This window comes from Pseudomonas sp. GD03903, assembly GCF_029840045.1.
Taxonomy (GTDB): domain Bacteria; phylum Pseudomonadota; class Gammaproteobacteria; order Pseudomonadales; family Pseudomonadaceae; genus Pseudomonas; species Pseudomonas pseudonitroreducens.
The window spans coordinates 368258-388346 of the sequence record NZ_JAOCBT010000004.1 but is presented as its reverse complement, the minus strand read 5'-3'; the positions used below and the strand labels follow the sequence as shown (position 1 = coordinate 388346).

General features: G+C 65.6%; 16 protein-coding genes. 8 read left to right on the top strand and 8 right to left on the bottom strand.

From position 1 onward, the window contains the following. Nucleotides 1-33: 33 nt before the first annotated feature. A complete protein-coding gene (locus N5C91_RS08810) occupies nt 34-972 on the bottom strand; it encodes a choline ABC transporter substrate-binding protein (protein ID WP_279829126.1) in 939 nt (312 codons plus the stop codon). A 221-nt stretch (nt 973-1193) separates the two neighbouring features. Between N5C91_RS08810 and N5C91_RS08805 the strand changes: the two genes are divergently transcribed. Together N5C91_RS08805 and N5C91_RS08800 are read left to right on the top strand one after the other, a co-directional pair. Further along, entirely contained in the window at nt 1194-2171 is a 978-nt protein-coding gene (locus N5C91_RS08805) for a GlxA family transcriptional regulator (RefSeq protein ID WP_279829125.1), read from the top strand. A 182-nt stretch (nt 2172-2353) separates the two neighbouring features. Beyond that, nucleotides 2354-2824 carry a nuclear transport factor 2 family protein gene (locus N5C91_RS08800; protein ID WP_279829123.1) on the top strand — a complete coding sequence of 157 codons (471 nt, stop codon included), beginning with the start codon at nt 2354-2356 and terminating at the stop codon, nt 2822-2824. Between the two features lie 239 nt (nt 2825-3063). Here N5C91_RS08800 and N5C91_RS08795 read toward each other — a convergent pair whose 3' ends face one another. From N5C91_RS08795 to N5C91_RS08780, 4 genes are all read right to left on the bottom strand, one after another. Then, a complete protein-coding gene (locus N5C91_RS08795) occupies nt 3064-4692 on the bottom strand; it encodes a GMC family oxidoreductase N-terminal domain-containing protein (protein ID WP_279829121.1) in 1629 nt (542 codons plus the stop codon). Between the two features lie 138 nt (nt 4693-4830). Then, nucleotides 4831-5664: an ABC transporter ATP-binding protein gene (locus N5C91_RS08790; RefSeq protein WP_236175779.1), complete on the bottom strand. Its 834-nt coding sequence runs from the start codon at nt 5662-5664 to the stop codon at nt 4831-4833. Next, nucleotides 5652-6458, bottom strand: a complete 807-nt coding sequence (locus N5C91_RS08785) for an ABC transporter permease (protein WP_024764976.1) — start codon at nt 6456-6458, stop codon at nt 5652-5654. The genes N5C91_RS08790 and N5C91_RS08785 overlap by 13 nt, the downstream gene beginning before the upstream one ends. Before the next feature lie 57 nt (nt 6459-6515). After that, on the bottom strand, nt 6516-7490 hold the full coding sequence (locus N5C91_RS08780; protein WP_169935351.1) for an ABC transporter substrate-binding protein: 975 nt from the start codon (nt 7488-7490) through the stop codon (nt 6516-6518). A gap of 318 nt (nt 7491-7808) precedes the next feature. Between N5C91_RS08780 and N5C91_RS08775 the strand changes: the two genes are divergently transcribed. From N5C91_RS08775 to N5C91_RS08760, 4 genes are all read left to right on the top strand, one after another. After that, nucleotides 7809-10202, top strand: coding sequence for a carbohydrate-binding family V/XII (locus tag N5C91_RS08775; protein ID WP_279829118.1), 2394 nt, complete (start codon nt 7809-7811; stop codon nt 10200-10202). A 79-nt stretch (nt 10203-10281) separates the two neighbouring features. After that, nucleotides 10282-11256: an AEC family transporter gene (locus tag N5C91_RS08770; RefSeq protein WP_236201777.1), complete on the top strand. Its 975-nt coding sequence runs from the start codon at nt 10282-10284 to the stop codon at nt 11254-11256. Between the two features lie 430 nt (nt 11257-11686). Next, entirely contained in the window at nt 11687-12991 is a 1305-nt protein-coding gene (locus tag N5C91_RS08765; protein WP_236175776.1) for a CitMHS family transporter, read from the top strand. 32 nt (nt 12992-13023) lie between these two features. Beyond that, nucleotides 13024-13785 (top strand): TerC family protein, encoded by a 762-nt coding sequence (locus N5C91_RS08760; RefSeq protein WP_236175775.1) that lies wholly within the window; start codon nt 13024-13026, stop codon nt 13783-13785. Between the two features lie 100 nt (nt 13786-13885). On the opposite strand, the gene N5C91_RS08755 is transcribed toward N5C91_RS08760, so the two are convergent. Both N5C91_RS08755 and N5C91_RS08750 read right to left on the bottom strand, forming a co-directional pair. Beyond that, nucleotides 13886-14359: an LEA type 2 family protein gene (locus N5C91_RS08755; protein WP_236201780.1), complete on the bottom strand. Its 474-nt coding sequence runs from the start codon at nt 14357-14359 to the stop codon at nt 13886-13888. Nucleotides 14360-14376: 17 nt separating this feature from the next. Continuing rightward, nucleotides 14377-15684, bottom strand: coding sequence for a sorbosone dehydrogenase family protein (locus N5C91_RS08750; RefSeq protein WP_279829115.1), 1308 nt, complete (start codon nt 15682-15684; stop codon nt 14377-14379). A gap of 354 nt (nt 15685-16038) precedes the next feature. Here N5C91_RS08750 and N5C91_RS08745 point away from each other — a divergent pair, with 354 nt between their 5' ends. Continuing rightward, nucleotides 16039-17763, top strand: a complete 1725-nt coding sequence (locus N5C91_RS08745; RefSeq protein ID WP_279829114.1) for a Na/Pi cotransporter family protein — start codon at nt 16039-16041, stop codon at nt 17761-17763. Between the two features lie 98 nt (nt 17764-17861). Then, the gene (locus N5C91_RS08740; RefSeq protein ID WP_279829112.1) at nt 17862-18896 is read left to right on the top strand and encodes an AraC family transcriptional regulator; all 1035 of its coding nucleotides are present in this window, start codon (nt 17862-17864) and stop codon (nt 18894-18896) included. An 84-nt stretch (nt 18897-18980) separates the two neighbouring features. Here the strand turns inward: N5C91_RS08740 and N5C91_RS08735 are convergent, their stop codons facing one another. Beyond that, a complete protein-coding gene (locus N5C91_RS08735) occupies nt 18981-19937 on the bottom strand; it encodes an NAD-dependent epimerase/dehydratase family protein (RefSeq protein ID WP_236175796.1) in 957 nt (318 codons plus the stop codon). Nucleotides 19938-20089: the final 152 nt, after the last annotated feature.

The following is a 20089-nucleotide window of genomic DNA, read 5'->3' as shown; positions in this document are numbered from 1 at the left end:
CCGGGCGACGCGCAGGGAGTTGCTTGGAGAGGGTTACTTGAGCGAGGCCTGAACGGCGGCGAGGCCATCCTTGCCGTCGAAGGTGGTCACACCCTCGAGCCAGGTCTTGAGCGAATCGGGGTTTTCCTTCAGCCAGGCCTTGGCGGCATCCACCGGCTGGCTGCGGTCGAGGATCGGCACCATCACCTGGCTCACCTGCTGGCTGCTGAACTTGAGGTTGTGCAGCAGCTTGGCGACGTTGCCGCACTGCGTCTGGTAGCCGCCGGCGGTCATGATCGAGACGGTGGCGGAGCCTTCGTTGGGGCCGAACACGTCGTCGCTGCCGGTGAGGTATTTCATGTCGATCTGCAGGTTCATCGGGTGCGGTTTCCAGCCGAAGAACACCACCCACTGCTGGCGCTTGATGGCGCGCTTGACCGCGGTGAGCATGCCGGCCTCGCTGGATTCGACGATCTGGAAGCCCTTCAGGCCGAACTTGTCCTTGGCGATCATGTCGGCGGTGATGCGGTTCGAGCCACTGCCGGGCTCGATCAGGTAGATCTTGTTGTTCAGCTTGTCCTTGAACTTGGCGATGTCGGCGAAGGTCTTCAGACCGCCCTCGTAGACGTAGCTCGGGACGGCGTAGGTGGACTGCGCGTCGGGCAGGGTCGGCGGAGTGATGACGTCGATCTGCTGCTTGTCGAGATAGGGTTTGGCCACCGGCTGCATGGTCGGCTGCCAGTAGCCGAGGAACACGTCGAGCTGCTTGTCGGCCATGCCGGCGAGGATGATCTGCTGCGAGGCGCTGGTCTGCTTGACCTTGTAGCCCAGGCCGTCGAGCACGGCTTCGGCCACGGCGCTGCTGGCCACCACGTCGGTCCAGTTCACCGTGCCCATGCGCACGTTCTGGCACTGGGCGGGCTCGGCGGCCCAGGTGGTGCTGGCGGCGGCCATCAGTACAGCGCAGCCGAGCGCTTTGATCGATCGCTTCATGACTTCTCCCTCAAGGCCTTTGCGGCGTTGGTTATCGTTTTTGTAGGTCATGGCCCTCACGGGGGCTGGAGAACAAATTACGCAGGCGTCGCCCCGGTGGATCGCACAGCGGCGACCAGCTCTTGCACAGCAGCGACCTCCCCGATTGCCAGGGCGACGACCTTGGTCCATAAGCAGAGGCAGGCTGCCAGTATGCTGCCCCCAATTGCACGGTACCCGCCATGTCCCAAGACTTCTGGTTCCTGCTGTTGCCCGGTTTTTCCGTGATGGGCTTCGTCTCCGCCGTGGAGCCGCTGCGGGTGGCCAACCGCTTCCGCGGCGAGCTGTACCGCTGGCACCTGATGAGCCTGGACGGCGGCCCGGTGCTGGCCAGCAACGGCATGTCGATGAACGCCGACAGCGGCCTGGAGGCTTTGCGCGAAGGCGACACGCTGCTGGTGGTGGCCGGCTTCGAACCACTGCGCGCCTGCACCCCGGCGCTGCTGCACTGGCTGAAGCGGCTGGACCGCGACGGCGTGACTCTGGGCGGCATCGATACCGGCAGCTTCGTGCTGGCCGAGGCCGGGCTGCTGCAGCGCCAGCGCTGCACGGTGCACTGGGAGGCGCTGGACGCCTTCAGGGAGACTTATCCACAGGTGCAGGCGACCCAGGAGCTGTTCGAGATTGACGGCCCCCGCATCACCTCCGCTGGCGGCACGGCATCCATCGACCTGATGCTCGACCTGATCGCCCAGGACCATGGGCCGGAGCTGGCGGTACAGGTGTCGGAACAGTTCGTGGTCGGGCGCATCCGCCCCCGCCAGGATCACCAGCGCCTGCAGGTCGCCAGCCGCTATGGCGTCTCCAACCGCAAGCTGGTGCAGGTGATCGGCGAGATGGAGCGCCACACCGAGCCACCGCTGACGACGCTGGAGCTGGCCGAACGCATCCAGGTCACCCGGCGCCAACTGGAGCGCCTGTTCCGCCTGCACCTCAACGACACGCCATCGAACTTCTACCTCGGCCTGCGCCTGGACAAGGCGCGCCAGTTGCTGCGCCAGACCGACATGAGCGTGCTGGAGATCGGCGTGGCCTGCGGCTTCGAGACACCTTCCTACCTGTCGCGCAGTTACCGGACGAAGTTCGGCGTGTGTCCGAGTCAGGATCGGGTGGGGTTGCGCAAGGTGGCGGCCAAGGCCGTCATCCCGCACACCCTGTAGGAGCGAGCTTGCTCGCGAACCCGTCCAACTCTCGCGCCGCCAGGTAATTCCGTTCGCGAGCAAGCTCGCTCCTACGAAAAGCAGGTTGGCAATATCTGTGGGATTACCGTCATTTACCCCATGACAGTTCGGACGGAGTATGGAGACCAGGCTCCAAACCCCACTGCCTTTCGGAGGCCACCATGAGCGAAGCCCGTCCCCCTCTCCCGCCGTTCACCCGCGAAACCGCAATCCAGAAAGTCCGCCTCGCCGAGGACGGCTGGAACAGCCGCGATCCGCACCGCGTGTCGCTGGCCTATACACCGGACAGCCGCTGGCGCAATCGCGCGACCTTCGTCCAGGGCCGTGAGCAGATCGTCCAGTTCCTCACCGCCAAGTGGGTGCGCGAGCAGCAGTACCGGCTGATCAAGGAGCTCTGGGCGTTCACCGAGAACCGCATCGCCGTGCGCTTCGCCTATGAGTGGCACGACGACTCCGGCAACTGGTTCCGTTCCTATGGCAACGAGAACTGGGCCTTCGACGAGAACGGCCTGATGTTCGAGCGTCACGCCAGCATCAACGACCTGCCGATCAGCGAGGACGAACGCCTGTTCCGCTGGCCGCACGGACGCCGGCCGGATGATCATCCGTCACTCAGTGATCTTGGCCTGTAAGCCCGGTTATCCACAGGAGCTAACCGGCGACACTTCGTAGGATGGCGTGGAGCGCAGCGATACCCATCGATTACCGGTAAGTCCGCTGATGGGTATCGCAAGCTCCACCCATCCTACGATCGAGCAAGCAGGAACTGTAGGAGCGAGCTTGCTCGCGAACGGATTCAGCCGGTGACGCCATGAGCCGGGCTGGTTCGCGCGCAAGGGCTAGGCGCCCCTCTCGCTCCTGCAAAGAGCCGTCAGGCGGGGACGGCGCGGGAGGAAACGGTGGAGGAGATGCGATTGTCTTCCAGGATCATCGCCGCCGCCCGCTCGCCGAGCATGATGCACGGCGCGTTGGTGTTGCCGCTGATGAGTGTCGGCATGATCGACGCATCCACCACACGCAGGCCCTTCAGGCCGTGCACGCGCAGGCGCAGGTCGACCACCGCCATCGTGTCCTCGCCCATCTTGCAGGTGCCCACCGGGTGGAACACGGTGGCGGCGTATTCGCGCAGGTGTTCGAGCAGTTGCTCGTCGGTCTGCACCTGCGGGCCGGGGAGCATCTCGGCGCCACGGATCTTGTCGAACTCCGGCTGGGCGAGGATCTTGCGCGCCAGCTTGACGCCTTCCACCAGCACCCGGCCGTCTTCCTCGTTGGCGAGGAAGTTGTAGTCGATCTCGATATCACCGCCGGGCTTCACGCGCAGCTCGCCGATGCTCTTCGGGCGCAATACGCAGGTGTGCACGGCGTAGCCATGGCCCCACTCGAACAGGCGGCCACGGTGGCTGCGGTAGCCGGGGACGAAGTGGAACTGCACATCGGCCAGCGAATCGGCCAATGGAGTGCGCGCGAAGCCACCGGCTTCGACGTAGTTGGTGGTCAGCCAGCCCTTCTTCGCCAGCAGGTACTTGAACGGCGACAGCAGGATCTGCGCCAGCGATCCGAGGGAGAAGCCCAGGCTCAGCGGGCTCGGCGAGCGAACGGTAACCAGGCCGTCGAGGTGGTCCTGGAGGTTCTTGCCCACGCCCGGCAGGTCGTGCTTCACCGCGATGCCGGCGGCTTTCAGTTCTTCGCCCGGACCGATGCCGGAGGCCAGGAGGATCTGCGGCGAGCCGAGGGAGCCCGCGGACAGAATCACCTCACGGCGCGCCAGCAGGCGTTCGCCGCTGCGCAGCTCGAGGCCGGTGACGCGCTCGCCCTCCAGCAGCAGACGGCCCACCTGGCGGTCGGTCAGCACGGTGAGGTTCGGCCGCTGCAGCGGCGCGACGAAGGCGCGGTAGCTGCTCAGGCGCTTGGCGTCCTTCTGGGTCACGTTGTAGATGCCGACGCCTTCGAACTCGCGGCCGTTGAAGTCATCGTTGCGGCGCAGGCCCAGGTGTTCGGCAGCCTTGATGAACAGGTGCGACAACGGGTTGGGGTCGCGCGGCTTGTCCACCACCAACTCGCCCAGGGTGCCGTGCAGCGCCGGGTCCTGGCCGAGCAAGTTGCGTTCGGATTTCTTGAAGAACGGCAGCACGTCCTTCCAGCCCCAACCGGGGCAGCCGTCCTGCTCCCAGCGGTCATAGTCGGAGGCGTGGCCGCGGATGTAGATCATGCTGTTCATCGAGCTGGAGCCGCCCAGCGCCTTGCCGCGCGGGCAATGCAGCGAGCGATTGTTCAGGCGCTTCTGCGGCGCGGAATAGAAGTTCCAGCTGAAGATCTTGCTCTTGTACAGCGTGATGGTGCCGGCCGGGGTCTGCACGCGCGGGCTGGCGTCGCTGCCGCCGGCTTCCAGCAGGCAGACGCGCACGGACGGGTCGGCGCTCAGGCGGTTGGCCAGCACGCAGCCGGCGGAACCGGCGCCGACGATGAGGTAGTCGTAGGTGGAATCGTTGGAGGAGGACATGGGGGCTCCCTTTGGAGTCGTGCGTGAATGGCAGAACCCCTCACCCCAACCCTCTCCCGAGGGAGAGGGGGCCGAACGGTGCTGCAGCGAATCACCGCATCGGCCGGCGCCCTGCAGGAGGCGCCAGCCGGCGGCAGGTCAGTGCGCTTCTTCCAGATCGTCGTGCAGCAGCCCGAGGATCTCGCGCTTCATCTCGATGAACTGGCGGTCCATGACCATGTCCAGCGAGCGCGGGCGCTCGATGGGCACGTCGAGGATGCGTTTGATGCGCCCCGGGCGCGCGCCCATGACGTAGACGCGGTCGCCCAGCAGGATGGCCTCGTCGATGTCGTGGGTGACGAACACCACGGTCTTCTTGCTGTGGTCCCACACGCGCAGCAGCAGTTGCTGCATCTGCATGCGGGTCTGGCTGTCGAGGGCGCCGAAGGGCTCGTCCATCAGCAGGATCTGCGGGTCGTTGGCCAGCGCGCGGGCGATCGCCACGCGCTGCATCATTCCGCCGGAGAGCTGCTTGGGATAGTTGTTCTCGAAGCGCCGCAGGCCGACTTCGTCGAGGTAGTAGTCGACGATCTCGCGACGCTCGGCCGCCGGCATGCCGCGACGCTTCAAGCCGAACTCGACGTTCTGGCGCACGGTGAGCCAGGGGAACAGGGTGTAGCTCTGGAACACCATGCCACGGTCGGCGCCGGGGCCGTCCACCAGCTGGCCGCCGACATAGATGTCGCCCTCGGTGGGTTCGGCCAGCCCGGCGGTGAGGTAGAGCAGGCTCGACTTGCCGCAGCCGGAAGGGCCGACGATGACGGCGAACTGCTGGTCCGGCACTTCGAAGGAGACGTTCTCCAGCGCGCTGAAGGTGCCGCCGTCCGGCGTGCGGTAGCGCAGGCTGACGTTTTCCACCCGCAGGCGCGGCGGTGTGGCGGGTTGCTGACCGGTCACGGCTGGTTCTTCCTGCTTGATCGCTACTGCGCCCATGACGCCACCTTCAGTCGAATGAATCGGAACAGTTGGTCGGTGATCAGCCCCAGCAGGCCGATGATGGCGATGGCCAGGAAGATCACGTCGACCTGGAAGCCGCGCATGGCCTTGAGGCTGATGTAGCCCAGGCCGCTGGAGGCGGCGACCAGTTCGGCCACCACCAGGTAGGTCCAGGCCCAGCCCATGGTCACGCGCAGGGTGTCGAGCACGCCCGGCAGCGAGGCCGGGCCGAGTACGTGGAGGACCACGTCGCGACGGTTGCAGCCCAGGGTGTAGGAGGCGTTGACCAGGTCCTTGGCGACGCCGCGGGAAACGTCGGCGATCATCACCAGTTGCTGGAAGAACACGCCGAAGATGATCACGGTGACGCGCTGTTCCAGGCCGATGCCGATCCACAGGATGAACAGCGGCACGAAGGAGGTGACCGGCAGGTAGCGAATGAAATTCACCAGCGGTTCGAGGAAGGCCTGGACGATGCGGAAGCTGCCCATCAGCAGGCCCAGCGGCACCGCCACCAGCGAGGAGATGATGAAGCCGATCATCACCACCTTGACGCTGGCCATCACGTGGGTGGCGAGGGTGCCGTCACTGGCCAGGCGCACGCCGGCTGCGAGCACCGCGTCCGGGGTCGGCAGGAACATCGCCGGCACCACGCCGCCGTAGGAAAGCCCGGCCCACAGGCCGAACACGAGCAGCCAGCACAGGGTGCCGGCAGACCAGACCAGCTTCAGCGGCAGGTCGACCTTGGGCGTCAGGCAACGGCTGAGCCAGGATTGCGAACGACGAGGCATCGCGGATTCCTCCAGGCGAGCGGCACGGCGCCGCCCGCGGGGCCAAGAGTGAGACGGTTACTCGGAGACGAAGCGCGGATCGACCAGGTCGTCGTAGCTGACTTCCAGGCGCTTGCCCTGCAGGCCGCTCCAGGTCTCGTTGGCGAGGCGGATCAAACCCTTGATGTCGCCGGGCTTGCCGGGAGTGCCAATGAGTTGCTCGCTCATGGCCTTGTCGTAGAAGCGCACGCCCTTGGCGGCGTCGGCCAGGGCCTTGGGATCGGAGAGGTAACCGCCGACACCCTTGGCCATGATCGCGTAGGCCTCGTCCGGGTGCTCCTTGGTGTACTGCACGGCCTTGTACAGGCCTTTCACCAGGGCCTTCACGTCCTCGGGCTGCTTCTCGATGACGTCGCAGTTGAGAGCGACCACGTCGACGATCACGCCGGGAGTGGTGGAGCTGTCCACCAGCACCTTGCCCTGCTGCTTCTCGCGCACCAGCGAAAGGTGCGGCTCCCAGGTCACGGCGGCGGGCACGCGACCGGCAATGAAGGCGCTGGCAGCGTCATCGGCGGTCATGTTCTGCACCTTGATGTCGCTCATGTTCATGCCGGCGTGCTTGAGCAGGTAGGCCAGCCAGAACTGCGAGACCGAGCCTTCGTTGACCGCCACTTCCTGGCCCTTGAGCTGGGCCAGGCTGGTGACGTCCTTGCCCACCAGCACGCCGTCGCCGCCATGGCTGTCGTCCAGCGCGGCCACGGCCTTGAAGCAGAACTTGGGCCGGTACTTGAGGATTTCGTCGATGGTGGAAGCGGAGCCGGAGAGCTGGCCGGAAGCCTGGGCCGCCATGTACATCGAGGCTTCTTCGATGGTGGTCAGCTGCAGGTCGAGGCCCTGCTCCTTGAAGTAGCCCAGGTCACGGGCGAGGTAGAGCGTGCCGTAGCCGACCCAGGTGGTGTGGCCGATGGACAGGGTACCGGCCTGCGCGCCAGAAGCGGCGGCGAGAGCCAGGGCGGAACACGCGATGGAACGCACGAGCAAGGACTTGATCATGAAGCACTCCCACAGCCGTTTGGCTTTGTTGTTGATTTACTGCGGCAGTGGCCAGGAGGCCGGTAGAACCGGGACATGGGCGGCATTGGGCTCTATGGCCCAGCGTCTGAAGGCTTTGTCTCGCGACATGTCTGACAGGCCGATGGTGGCCGAAGCGGGAGGCTCGGAAAATTATTAAATATGTCGTTGCGCCATAAGAAAAAGCTGCCTTGCCGGAGAAATTGCACCAGCATGGCGCAGGACGGAACGCAGACTCGCGCGGGGAGTTCCGCGCTGCACTATCGTTGAACGCAGCTCTCACTCCGAAAGGTTGTCACCATGGCGCTACGCCCGATCCTGTCAGCCCTGGCCCTCGCCATCGGGCTCGCTCTGCTGCCGAGTTATCCACAGGCCGCCGATGCCCAGTCTCCCGCCGCCACCGAGCTGAAATGGCCGCGGGACTTCGCCCTCGGCGAGCAGCACGTGCAGGTCTTCCAGCCACAGATCGAGGACTGGGACGGCACCCGCATGAGCGGCCGCGCGGCCATTGCCGTCGGCCCCGCCAACGGCGCGCCAACCTACGGTGTGGCGCAATTCTCCGCTGCCGCCGCGATCGACAAGGCCAGTGGGCTGGTGCAGCTCACCGACCTGCGTATCGACAAGGTCGAGGTGCCCACCGCCCCGGACAGCGCCGGCAAGGTGCGCGATGCCCTGGTGGCGCGGCTGCCCAGGGAAGGGCTGACCGTCTCCCTCGACCAGTTGCAGGCCAGCTACGCGGTGAACCAGCAGCTGGACAAGCTGCGCCACGTCGAAGTGAAGAACGACGCGCCACAGATCGTCTTTGCCGCCACGCCGACCGTGCTGGTGATGATCGATGGCCAGCCGAACTGGCAGGCGCTGCCGAGCAGCGACTTCCAGCGCGTGCTCAACAGCCGCGTGCTGATCCTGCGCGACGCCCAGGGCAATCACTATCTCAACGCCGCCGGCAACTGGTACACCGCCCAGGCGCTGGAAGGCAGCTGGCTGGTGCTGAGCCAGCCGCCCAAGGCGCTGCTCAGTGCGCAGCAGGTGGCGGAGAAAGCCGGCCCGGTGGACGCGCTGCTGCCCAAGGACGGCAAGGTGCCAGGCAAGGCGCCGGCCATCCTGGTGGCGACACAACCTACCGAGCTGATCGTCAGCGACGGCACCGCGCAGATGCAGCCGGTGGACGGCGTCAGCCTGCTGACGATGCAGAATGCCGACCACGCGGTGTTCGTCGATCCGACCCGCAACACCTGGTACGTGCTGGTGTCCGGGCGCTGGTTCAGCGGACCGGGCGAGAAGGGCCCGTGGCAGTATGTCGAAGGCAAGAACCTGCCCGCCGACTTCGCGAAGATTTCGCCCAGGGACCCGAAGGCCAACGTGCTGGTTTCGGTGCCCGGCACCCCGCAGGCGAAGGAAGCGGCCATCGCCGCGAATATTCCGCAGACCGCCTCCGTCTCGCGCAGCAAGGCGACCATGAAGGTCAGCTACGACGGCGCGCCCAATTTCCAGCCTATCACCGGCACCAGCCTGCAGTACGCGGTGAACACCCCGACGCCGGTGATCGAGGTCGCCGCCAACCAGTTCTTCGCCGTCACCAATGGCGTCTGGTTCGTCGCTCCGAGCCCCAGCGGCCCATGGCAGGTGGCGACCGAGGTGCCGGCGGCGATCTACGGCATCCCACCCAGCTCGCCGGTGTACTACGTGACCTATGTGCATATCTACTCGGTCACCCCGCAGGCCGTGGTGGTCGGCTATACGCCCGGCTACCTGGGCGTGGTGGTGAACAGCGACGGAACGGTGGTCTACGGCACCGGCTACACCTACCCGGCCTATGTCAGCAGCACCGTGTACTACGGCTATCCACCCACCTATGGATATGGCGCGGGCTTCGCCGTGGGCGCGCTGACCGGCTTCGCTTTCGGCTACGCCGCCGGGGCCTGGTGGGGTGCTCCAGAACCCTACTGGGGACCGTACTGGGGCCCCTATCCACACGGCGGCTGGAGCTACGCCAACGTCAACCAGGCGAACTTCTACGGGCGCTGGGGCCAGGGCACGGTCACCCACGCCTACGGCTACAACGGCTGGACCGGGACCCAGTGGCAAGGCAGCTCAGCCGTTGGCTACAACCCGCGCACCGGCACGCACTTCCAGGGCGCCCAGGGCGCGGCCTTCAACCCCTACACCGATGAAGGCGCAGCCGGGCGGCGCGGGGCCTACTCCAATGCCTCCACCGGCATGTCCGGCGCGGGCCGCAGCGGCGTGGCCTACGACGCCGACAGTGGCGACTTCAAGGCTGGCCAGCAGGGCATCCAGCACAACGCCCAGACCGGCCGCACCACCATCGCCGAGCGCGGCGTCTCCGGCGACGTGGACGACGGACGCGGCAGCTACGACCGGCAGAACCAGGGCGTCAGCTACAACCGCCGCACCGGCAACGCCGTGGCCTGGAAGAACGGCGACGTCTATGCCGGCCATGACGGCAACGTCTACCAGCACACCGACAGCGGCTGGCAGCAGCACACCGACAATGGCTGGCAGCCGGTACAGCCGAACCAGGCCAACGTCCGCAGCCAATTGGAGCAGCAGTACCAGTCGCGGCAGGTTGGCCAGCAACGCTTCAACCAGACCCAGCGGCAATGGGGCGGCGGTGGTTTCGGCGGCGGGCATTTCGGCGGTGGCCACGTTGGTGGAGGCGGTTTTCGCCGCTAAGCCTGTGGGCAAGGTTTTCCACAGCACTATGGGTTGTGGAAAACCGCTGCGGGCACGCTGAGAAATTTATCCACAGGCCTTGCCCTATCCCGCAGCGCCTCGGCAAGATGCCCGCTTCCACCACCATCGCGGGGTTGCCGTGACCGCTCTGTTCCAGGCCCTCTGGCCATTGTTCGCGCTGATCGTCGGCGGTTTCGTGCTACGCCGCAAAGGCTTCCCCGGCGAGGCTTTCTGGCCCGCTGCCGAGCGGCTCAACTACTTCATCCTGTTCCCCGCCCTGCTGGCCAGCAGCCTGGCCAGCGCACCGCTGGACGACCCCGGCCTCGCCCGCCAGGCGCTGGCGGTGGTGCTCGGGCTGGGTATCGCCTGGGTTGCCCTGCTCATCGCCAAACGCCTGCGCGGCTGGAATGCGGCGCGCTTCGGCGCCATTGCCCAGGGCGTACTGCGCTTCAACACGTACCTGGGGCTCGCCGCGGTGGGCAGTCTGTATGGCAAACCGGGCCTGACCCTGGCCGCGCTGATGCTGGCGCTGATGGTGCCGACGGTGAACGTGATGTCGGTCTGGGCGTTGACCGCCGAACGCGGCATCAGCCTGCGCTCGCTGCTGCTGCCCATCGTGAAGAACCCGCTGATCCTCGCCTGCGTGGTGGGTGCCTTGCTCAACGTGACGGGCATCGGCCTGCCCGGCGGTACCGACCGCCTGTTCAGCCTGCTGGCGGTCGCCAGCCTGCCGCTGGGCCTACTCTGCGTGGGCGCGGCGCTGCAGCCGCAGGAGCTGCGCGCGGAAGTCTCGGCGCTGGGCTGGAACTGCGCGATCCGCCTGTTGGCCATGCCATTGCTGGCCTTCGCCATCGCTCGCCTGCTGGCGCTGCCACCGCTGGAAAGCGCGCTGCTGGTGATGTTCTTCGCCTTACCCACAGCCCCGACCGCGTACGTACTGACCCGCCAGCTGGGCGGCGAAAGCGGGCTGATGGCGGGGATCATCACCCTGCAGACACTGCTGGCCGGCGCCAGCCTGCTGCTGGTGATGGGGGCAATTCAGGCGCTGGGCTGACTCGGGTCAGGTCTTCTGCCAAGTTGTCCAGGGAACGCCCGGGTAGGATGGGTGGAGCTTGCGATACCCATGCTGCTCACGCGCCGATGCCGATGGGTATCGCTACGCTCCACGCCATCCTACGGAGTGTTCATCCTGCGAGCTGGGCCGTGAGTTATCCACACACCGGCCTCGGTTCGCGAGCAAGCTCGCTCCTACACCAGACGCATCGATCAGCGCTCATCGACTGCGAAAGCCTGCTGAAAGCTTGACCCCCTAGCATCGCCGCCTCGGTCCTCCCGGCCGGACCTGCGTTCGCGCAGCGTACAAAAACAACAATCGGTGATCGCTCATGCCCCGTTTCCTGTCCCTGTCCGCCCCGACTCCGTCCGCGCTTCACGTGCTTATCCACAGCCGCCGCTGATATTCACGCCAGACCGGAGTTATCCCCATGCTGACTTTCCTCGCCTTCGCCATGGTGGCGACCTTCATGTTCCTGATCATGACCAAGCGGCTGTCGGCGCTGATCGCGCTGATCCTGGTGCCGATCGCCTTCGCCCTGCTCGGCGGCTTCGCCAAGGGCCTGGGGCCGATGATGCTGGACGGCATCCGCACCCTGGCGCCGACCGGCGTGATGCTGATGTTCGCCATCCTCTACTTCGCCATCATGATCGACTCCGGGCTGTTCGACCCGGCGGTGCGGCGCATCCTCAAGCTGGTGAAGGGCGACCCGCTGAAGGTATCGATGGGCACCGCCGCGCTGGCGATGATCGTCTCGCTGGATGGCGACGGCTCGACCACCTACATGATCTGCGTGGCCGCCGTGCTGCCGCTGTACAGCCGCCTGGGCATGAGCCCGCTGCTGATGGCCTGCCTGATCATGCTCTCCAGCGGCGTGCTGAACATGACGCCCTGGGGCGGCCCGACTGCACGGGCAGCCAGCGCGCTGCACGTGGACCCGGCGGATATCTTCGTGCCGATGATCCCGGCCATGCTTGCCGGTATCGCGGCGATCTTCGCCCTGGCCTGGGTCTATGGCAAACGCGAGCGCGCCCGCCTGGGCGAACTGCACCTGCCCACCGACCATGAAGCGATGGCGGAAGTGAGTGTGTCGCAGTACCCCGAGGCGCGGCGGCCGAAGCTGCTGTGGTTCAACGCCGTGCTGACCGTCGTACTGATGGGCACGCTGATCGCCGGCCTGCTGCCGATGCCGGTGCTGTTCATGATCGCCTTCGGCATCGCGATGATCGTCAACTATCCCTGCATCCTGGAGCAGAAGAAGCGCATCGGCGCCCACGCCGAGAACGTCCTCGCGGTGGTCTCGCTGATCTTCGCCGCCGGGGTGTTCACCGGAATTCTCTCGGGAACGGGCATGGTCGAAGCCATGTCCAAAAGCCTGCTGGCGGTGATCCCACCGGCGCTGGGGCCATACCTGGCGACCATCACGGCGCTGGTGAGCATGCCGTTCACCTTCTTCATGTCCAATGATGCTTTCTACTACGGCGTGCTCCCGGTACTCTCCCAGGCCGCCGCGCAGTACGGCATCACCCCGGTGGAAATGGCCCGTGCCTCCATCGTCGGCCAGCCGGTGCACCTGCTCAGCCCGCTGGTACCCTCGACCTACCTGCTGGTCGGGCTGGCCAAGGTGGACTTCGGCGACCACCAGCGCTTCACCCTCAAGTGGGCCGTGCTGGTGTGCCTGGCGATCCTCGCCGCCGCGCTGCTGCTGGGCCTGTTCCCGCTGTTCAATGACTGACCGACCAACGACCGACTTCGAGTACCGCGACAATGGAATGGCTGACCAGCCCTGAAATCTGGATTGCGTTCTTCACCCTGACTGCCCTGGAAATCGTCCTGGGCATCGACAACATCATCATGATCTCCATCCTGGTCGGCCGCATGCCCAAGCACATGCAGCCGCGCACGCGCTTCTTCGGACTGGCGCTGGCGATGGTCACGCGCATCCTGCTGCTGCTCTCGATCACCTGGGTCATGCGACTGACCGCCGACCTGTTCCACGTGTTCGGCCAGGGCATCTCCGGGCGCGATCTGATCCTGTTCTTCGGCGGCCTGTTCCTGCTGTGGAAAAGCAGCAGCGAAATCTTCCACGGCCTGGAAGGTGAAGACGAAACCGAAGGCGAACCCAGGAGCGTGATGGGCGGCTTCATCGGCACCATCATCCAGATCGCGATCATCGACATCGTGTTCTCGCTGGACTCGGTGATCACCGCCGTGGGCATGGTTTCCAATGTGCCGGTGATGGTCGCGGCCATCGTCGTCGCGGTGATGGTGATGATGCTCTGCGCCGGCGCCATCAGCGACTTCATCGACAAGCACCCGTCGCTGAAGATGCTCGCGCTGTCGTTCCTTATCGTGGTCGGCACCGTGCTGATCGCCGAAGCCTTCGAAGTCCACGTACCCAAGGGCTACGTCTACTTCGCCATGGCCTTCTCGCTGGCGGTGGAAGCGCTGAACATCCGCATGCGCACGGCGCGTGGGAAGAAGGAAGTGGACCCGGTGAAACTGCGCAAGGACATCCCCGGCCAGTAATCCACAAGAACGATCCACAAGCGCTGTCCACAGGCACTCTGGGTGAATTGAAAAAGCCGGGCTTTCCACAGCCCGGCTTTTTATTCACAGCGGATCGGTATCAAGGGCGTGCGACCGGTTCCGGCCAGTTCAGCACGCCCTTGTCGTTGAAGCGCACCGTGCCGAACAGGCCGCCGGCCAGCTTGCCGTTGATCTCGTAGGGCATGCCCTGGCGTGGCGGCCCGCCGGACAGGCCCCAGGCCTGCCGAATGGCGGAAAAAGCGGAGATGCTCACCGGCACGCTGATCACTTGCTCGCCGAAACGCGGCACCTGCCCGCTGGCGTCACTGACTCCGCTGGCCAGGGGCTGGCCGTTTACCGACAGGTCGAGGGCGATGCCGTTGTAATCGATAGCCTGGTCATTGGGGTTCTGCACCCGCAGCTTGACCATGAAGCGTGCCTCCATGCCCTGCCCGGTCGCCGGTTCCAGGCCGACCAGATCGATGCGCAAGGGATCGCGCGTACCGAACAGGCTGCTGCATGCGCCGAGCATCAGTAGAGCGGCCATCAGGATCAGGCGATGTAGCTTGGCCATGCGGTCTCCTCGTCGATTCACTTCAGGGTAGCCGGGCGCAACCGCCACACGGTGTTACCCACATCATCGGCCACCAGCAGTCCGCCGAACTTATCCACAGCGACGCCGACAGGACGTCCCATGGCCTCGTCCTTGTCGTTGATGAAGCCGTCCAGAACAGTCATCGGCTGGCCGTTGGGTTTGCCGCCAGCAAAGGGGATGAACACCACCTGGTAGCCGCTGCGCGGCTTGCGGTTCCAGGAGCCGTGCTGGCCGATGAACACGCCGCCACGATAACGCTCCGGCAGCAGGCTGCCCTGATAGAACGCAAGGCCCAGCGAAGCCGTGTGGGAACCCAGGGCATAGTCCGGCACCAGTGCTTTCTCGACCATGTCCGGGCGCGCCGGCTCCACGCGTTTATCCACATGCTGGCCGAAGTAGCTCCAGGGCCAGCCGTAGAAGCCGCCGTCCTTCACCGAGGTCATGTAGTCGGGGACCAGGTCGTTGCCCAGTTCGTCGCGCTCGTTCACGGCGGTCCACAGGGCGCCGGTATTGGGTTCCCAGCCCATTCCGTTGGGGTTGCGCAGGCCGGAGGCGAACACCCTCACGTCGCGGGTGGACAGATCGATCTGCAGGATCGCCGCGCGGTTCTTCTCGGCCTCCAGGCCGTTCTCGCCGACATTGCTGTTGGAGCCGACGGTGGCATAGAGGTAGCGGCCGTCGGGGCTGGCGAGGATGTTCTTGGTCCAGTGGTGGTTGATCGGCCCGCCCGGCAGGTCGACGACCTTTTCCGCCGGTGCGCTGATCGTCGTCTCGCCGGTCTGGTACGGGAAGCGCACCACGGCATCGGCGTTCGCCACGTACAGCCAGTTATCCACAAGAGCCATGCCAAACGGCGAGAACAACCCTTCCAGCAGCACACTGCGCTGCTCCGGCACGCCATCGCCGTCGGCATCGCGCAACAGGGTGATGCGGTTGGCGCTTGGCACCGAGGCGCCGGCCTTGGCCATGACCTTGCCGGCAACCCAGTCCTTCAAACCGCCGGACTCTTCCTTGGGCGGCGCCGAGCTTTCCGCCACCAGCACGTCGCCGTTGGGCAGCACGTACAGCCAGCGCGGGTGTTCGAGTTGGTCGGCGAAGCGCTGCACCTCCAGGCCCTGCGCGGCCCGCGGCATCTGCCCAGCAGGCCAGCCGGTCGCCGTGGCGATATTGACGGTGGGCAGCAGGCTGCTTTGCGGCTCAGGCAACTGCGGTTGCGGCCCAGTGCCAGCGGTGAACGGCAGGGCGGACTTATCGCCGCAACCGGTCAACGCCAGCGCGGCCAGGAAGGGGAACGACCAACGCATGCGACTTCTCCTCGGCCTGTAATGCATTTATGTCGGTGAACACTTATTTCAGCGAATGCTTAGGCAGTCTAGACATATCCGCCCGCCTTTCCGTGCGAAATAACCGACGCAAAGCCTCTCGCGTCCGCTTTCGATCGGCTTTACTGACAGACAGGAATCCCGGCAAATCAGAGATTTGGCGAACCCTCAGGGAAGAACGAGGGTCTACCATGACAGTCTTGTGACAATCGCCTGAGTGTTGCCGTGTCCTTCTCGGCCCTCCGCGCTGTCTGTACGGAGCAGCGGGCGAGGTCGTTACAGGGTCCGTAGACGGACGCACCGCCACGGGCCCGCTTGAGTGCAAGGGGGCCCGACATGCTCAAACTGCTCGATCTGCTCTCTGCCGTCGCCCTGTTGGTGTGGGGCACACATATCGTCCGCACCGGTATCCTCAGGGTCTACGGCAGTAACCTGCGAAAAATCCTCAGCCGCAGCGTGGAAAAACGTCCGCTGGCCTTCGCCGCCGGCATCGGCGTCACCGCGCTGGTGCAGAGCAGCAACGCCACGGCACTACTGGCGACGTCCTTCGTCGCCACCGGGCTGATGGCCCTGGCGCCGGCGCTGGCGATCATGCTCGGCGCCGACGTCGGCACGGCGCTGATGGCGCGGGTGCTGACCCTGGACCTGTCGTGGCTGTCGCCGCTGCTGATCTTCTTCGGAGTGATCTTCTTCCTCGGCCGGCAGAAGTCGCGCCTGGGCCAGCTCGGCCGGGTACTCATCGGCCTGGGGCTGATCATCCTGGCGCTGCAGCTGATCGTCGCCGCCGCCGAGCCCATGACCCAGGCCAAGGGCGTCAAGGTACTGTTCTCCAGCCTCACTGGCGACGTGATGCTGGACGCCCTGACCGGCGCACTGTTCGCGATGATTTCCTACTCCAGCCTGGCCGCCGTGCTGCTCACCGCGACGCTGGCGGCATCCAAGGTGATCTCGCTGAAGGTGGCGCTCTGCCTGGTGATCGGCGCCAACCTGGGCAGCGGCATCCTGGCGATGATCAGCGCTTCCTCGCAGAACGCTGCCGGCCGCCGCGTGGCGCTGGGCAGCCTGCTGTTCAAGGTCGCCGGTTGCGCCCTGGTGCTGCCACTGGTGGGCCCGCTGGCCGACTGGATCGACCACTGGCAGTTCAGCACCGCCGAACTGGTGATCGCCTTCCACGTGCTCTACAACACCACTCGATGCCTCGCCTGCCTGCCGTTGACCGGACAGATGGCGGCCTTCTGTACGCGCATCATGCCCGACCGCCATTCGCCCGAAGACGTCGTGCGCCCCCGCCACCTCGACCCGGCGGCACTGGACACACCGAGCCTGGCGCTGGTCAATGCGGTGCGCGAAACCCTGCGCATGGGCGATATCGTCGAGCAGATGCTGAACAACCTGATGCAGGTTATCCACAGCGGCGACCCGCTGCTGGGCAAGGAAATCCGCAAGCAGGACGATGATGTCGATGCGCTCTACACCGCGATCAAGCTCTACCTGGCGCGCATGCCCCGCGAAGACCTGAGCGAAGCCGACAGCCGCCGCTGGGCGGAGATCATCGAGCTGGCAATCAACCTGGAGCAGGCTGGCGACATCATCGAGCACATGCTCGGTGCCGTGCAGGACAAGAAAACCTCGCGCAGTCGCTCCTTCTCCGACAACGGCCTGGAAGAGATCACCGTGCTCCACGGCCAGTTGGTGGCCAACCTGCGCCTGTCCCTCTCGGTGTTCCTCAATGGCGACCTGGAAGGCGCCAAGCGCCTGCGTCGGGCCAAGCAGCGCTTCCGCCTGCAGGAACGGCGCTTCGCCCACTCCCATGTCGATCGCCTGCGCCAGCAGGTCGTACAGAGCATCGAGACCAGTTCGCTGCACCTGGACCTGATCAGCGACATGAAGCGCCTGAACTCGCTGTTCTGCGCTATCGCCTATGCTGTTCTGGACAACCCGGATGCCAGTGATTCGGCAATCGGTGAACCTGAGGAAGACGAGGACTTCGTCGAACGCGAAGTCGCAGCGGTACAGGATCACCAGCGGCCGGCTTCCCCCGGCTCCAGCGCGACGGGTTGATGGCTGGAGGGCCTGAGCGAACACTCCACCGGAATGTTCGCCAGCCCCTACAAAGTCCTGATATCACGACGCCCAGGGTTCGGGCAGAATCCGCCGCCATGGAAGCATGCAATCAATCTCAACGTCCTCCCTCGGTCAGCGCCAGCCTGACCCAGGCCATCCTGCTGGCGGCCGTACGCCTCGGTCTGGAGCGCGGCGCGCTGCTGGCTGCCAGTGGCATTCAGGAATCCCAGCTCAGCGACCCGGACGCGCGCATCGATTTCGCGCTGCAGGAGCGCATGTGGCAGGTCATCCAGACGGACCTGAAGCATGACGAGCCCGGCCTGGCCATGGGCCGCGCATTGTCACCGGCGTCCTTCAGCGCGCTGGGCTACCTGCTGCAATCGAGCACCACGATGGGCGATGCCCTCGAGTCAGCCATGCGCTATCAGCGCCTGGTCGGCGAAGGGGGACAGGTGGCCATCGAGGCTCAGGCCGAGATCATCTGGGTCAGTTACCGCCCGTTGAACCCCGAACCGCCGGCGACCCGGGTTCGCGCCCTGGCGCTGCTGGGGTTCTGGGCGCGGCAGCTGCGCGCGCTGCTTAGCGGCCTGCAACTGGCCGGTTGCCGGTTCATGCACAGCCAGCCTGAGAACCTGACGGACTACGAAAAGGCCTTCGACTGTCCTCTGCAGTTCAACGCCCCGGACTATGCGCTGGGCCTGCCCCGGGCACTGATCGACGCGCCGCTGCCGCAAGCCAACCCGCCGCTGCGCGACTTGTTGCGCCAGCACGCCGAAGGCTTGCTTGCCCGGCTGCCCAGCGCCAGCATCAGCGGCCGTGTGGTTGCCCTGCTCGGCGAGCAACTGACCCGCGGCGAACCCGGACGCGCCGCCGTGGCCAGCGAACTGGGCCTGAGCGAACGCACGCTGCAGCGTCGACTGGCGGAAGAAGGCAGCAGTTATCAACAACTGCTGGCCGATACCCGCCGGCAATTGGCGGAGCGTTACCTGGGCGAAGGCAACCTGCCGGCCACGGACATCGCCGCCCTGCTCGGCTATTCCGAGCCGAGCGTGTTCTTCCGCGCCTTCCGTCACTGGACGGGGCTGACGCCGGGCGAGTACCGCCAGCGGCGGCGGCAATCAGCGACCTAGCGGGCCGCCCAAGAGCCCGCCAGACGCGTCGACTCACAGGCTTTTCAACAGACTTGTCTACAGGATTCCCACAGCTCGGCGAACTCAGCTGTGCAGTCCCCTTGCCGCGAGATAGGCGAGGAATGCCTCGCGGCTGGAGTAGCGCGGTTCGTAGCCGAATTCTTCTTTCAGCCGGCGGTTGTCCAGCACTGGCCGGTAGCGCAGGTAATCCACCTGCTCCGGACCAAAGTGCGACAACCCGAGTGGCTTGAGCAGGCCGAGACCTACTCGCATCAGGCTTGCCGGCATCGGGTGATAGGGTTTGTTGAGCAGGCCGGCGATCTCGCGCAGGGACAGTGCGCCGTCACCGGCGAGGTTGTAGATGCCTTCGCTGCCACGCTCGAGGCCCTGGCGAATCACGTTCACCACGTCCTGGTCCCAGATGAACACGAAGCGGCTGCGGTGTCCCATCACCCCCATCAGGCTGCGCCGGGCGAAGAGCTCCGCCAGCGGGTTATGCACACGCCGGCCGAGGATGGTTCCGGGGCGCAGAATCAGTTGCTTGATCTGTGGATAGTTTTCCCTGGCTTTGGCCAGCAATTGCTCGATTTCCTGCTTGCAGCGGGCATGCAGCAGATGCGGTTGACCCCGTAGCGGGTGGGATTCGTCGATCCACTCGGCGTTGTCGCGATGAAAGCCATAGGCGGCGCCCGAACTGGTAACTATCAATTGCCGGACATCGTTATCACGCGCCGCCTCGATCAGTGCACGGGTGCCACCCACTTCGATGGCGTGGCGTTTCTGCGCCGTCATCTCCGGCGGCGGGTTCACCACCGCGGCCAGATGCACGATCGCATCTGGCTTCCAGAGCTCCACGCAGGCCCGCGTGTTGGCCGCCACGCTCAGATCCAGCGCAACCGGCTCGATGTTGGGGCGCAGACCCTGGGACTTTATTTGCTGCATATCAGCGGCAATGAGCGTCCAGTCCAGGTGCTGGACGGCAAGCTCATTGAGCAGGCTCTGCCCGAGAAATCCCGCAGCGCCGGTGATCAGGACGCGCATGTAGCCTCCAGACCGTTCGCCATGCAGCGAACGACGGGTCCGTTGATCGGGGTGGATGAATGGAGCGTAGTTCCACTGCGCCAGCACCGACAGTGACCTCGCAAGCCAGCCCCGTGACCAAAGATGCCACCCGACGAAGGTTGAACACGGTG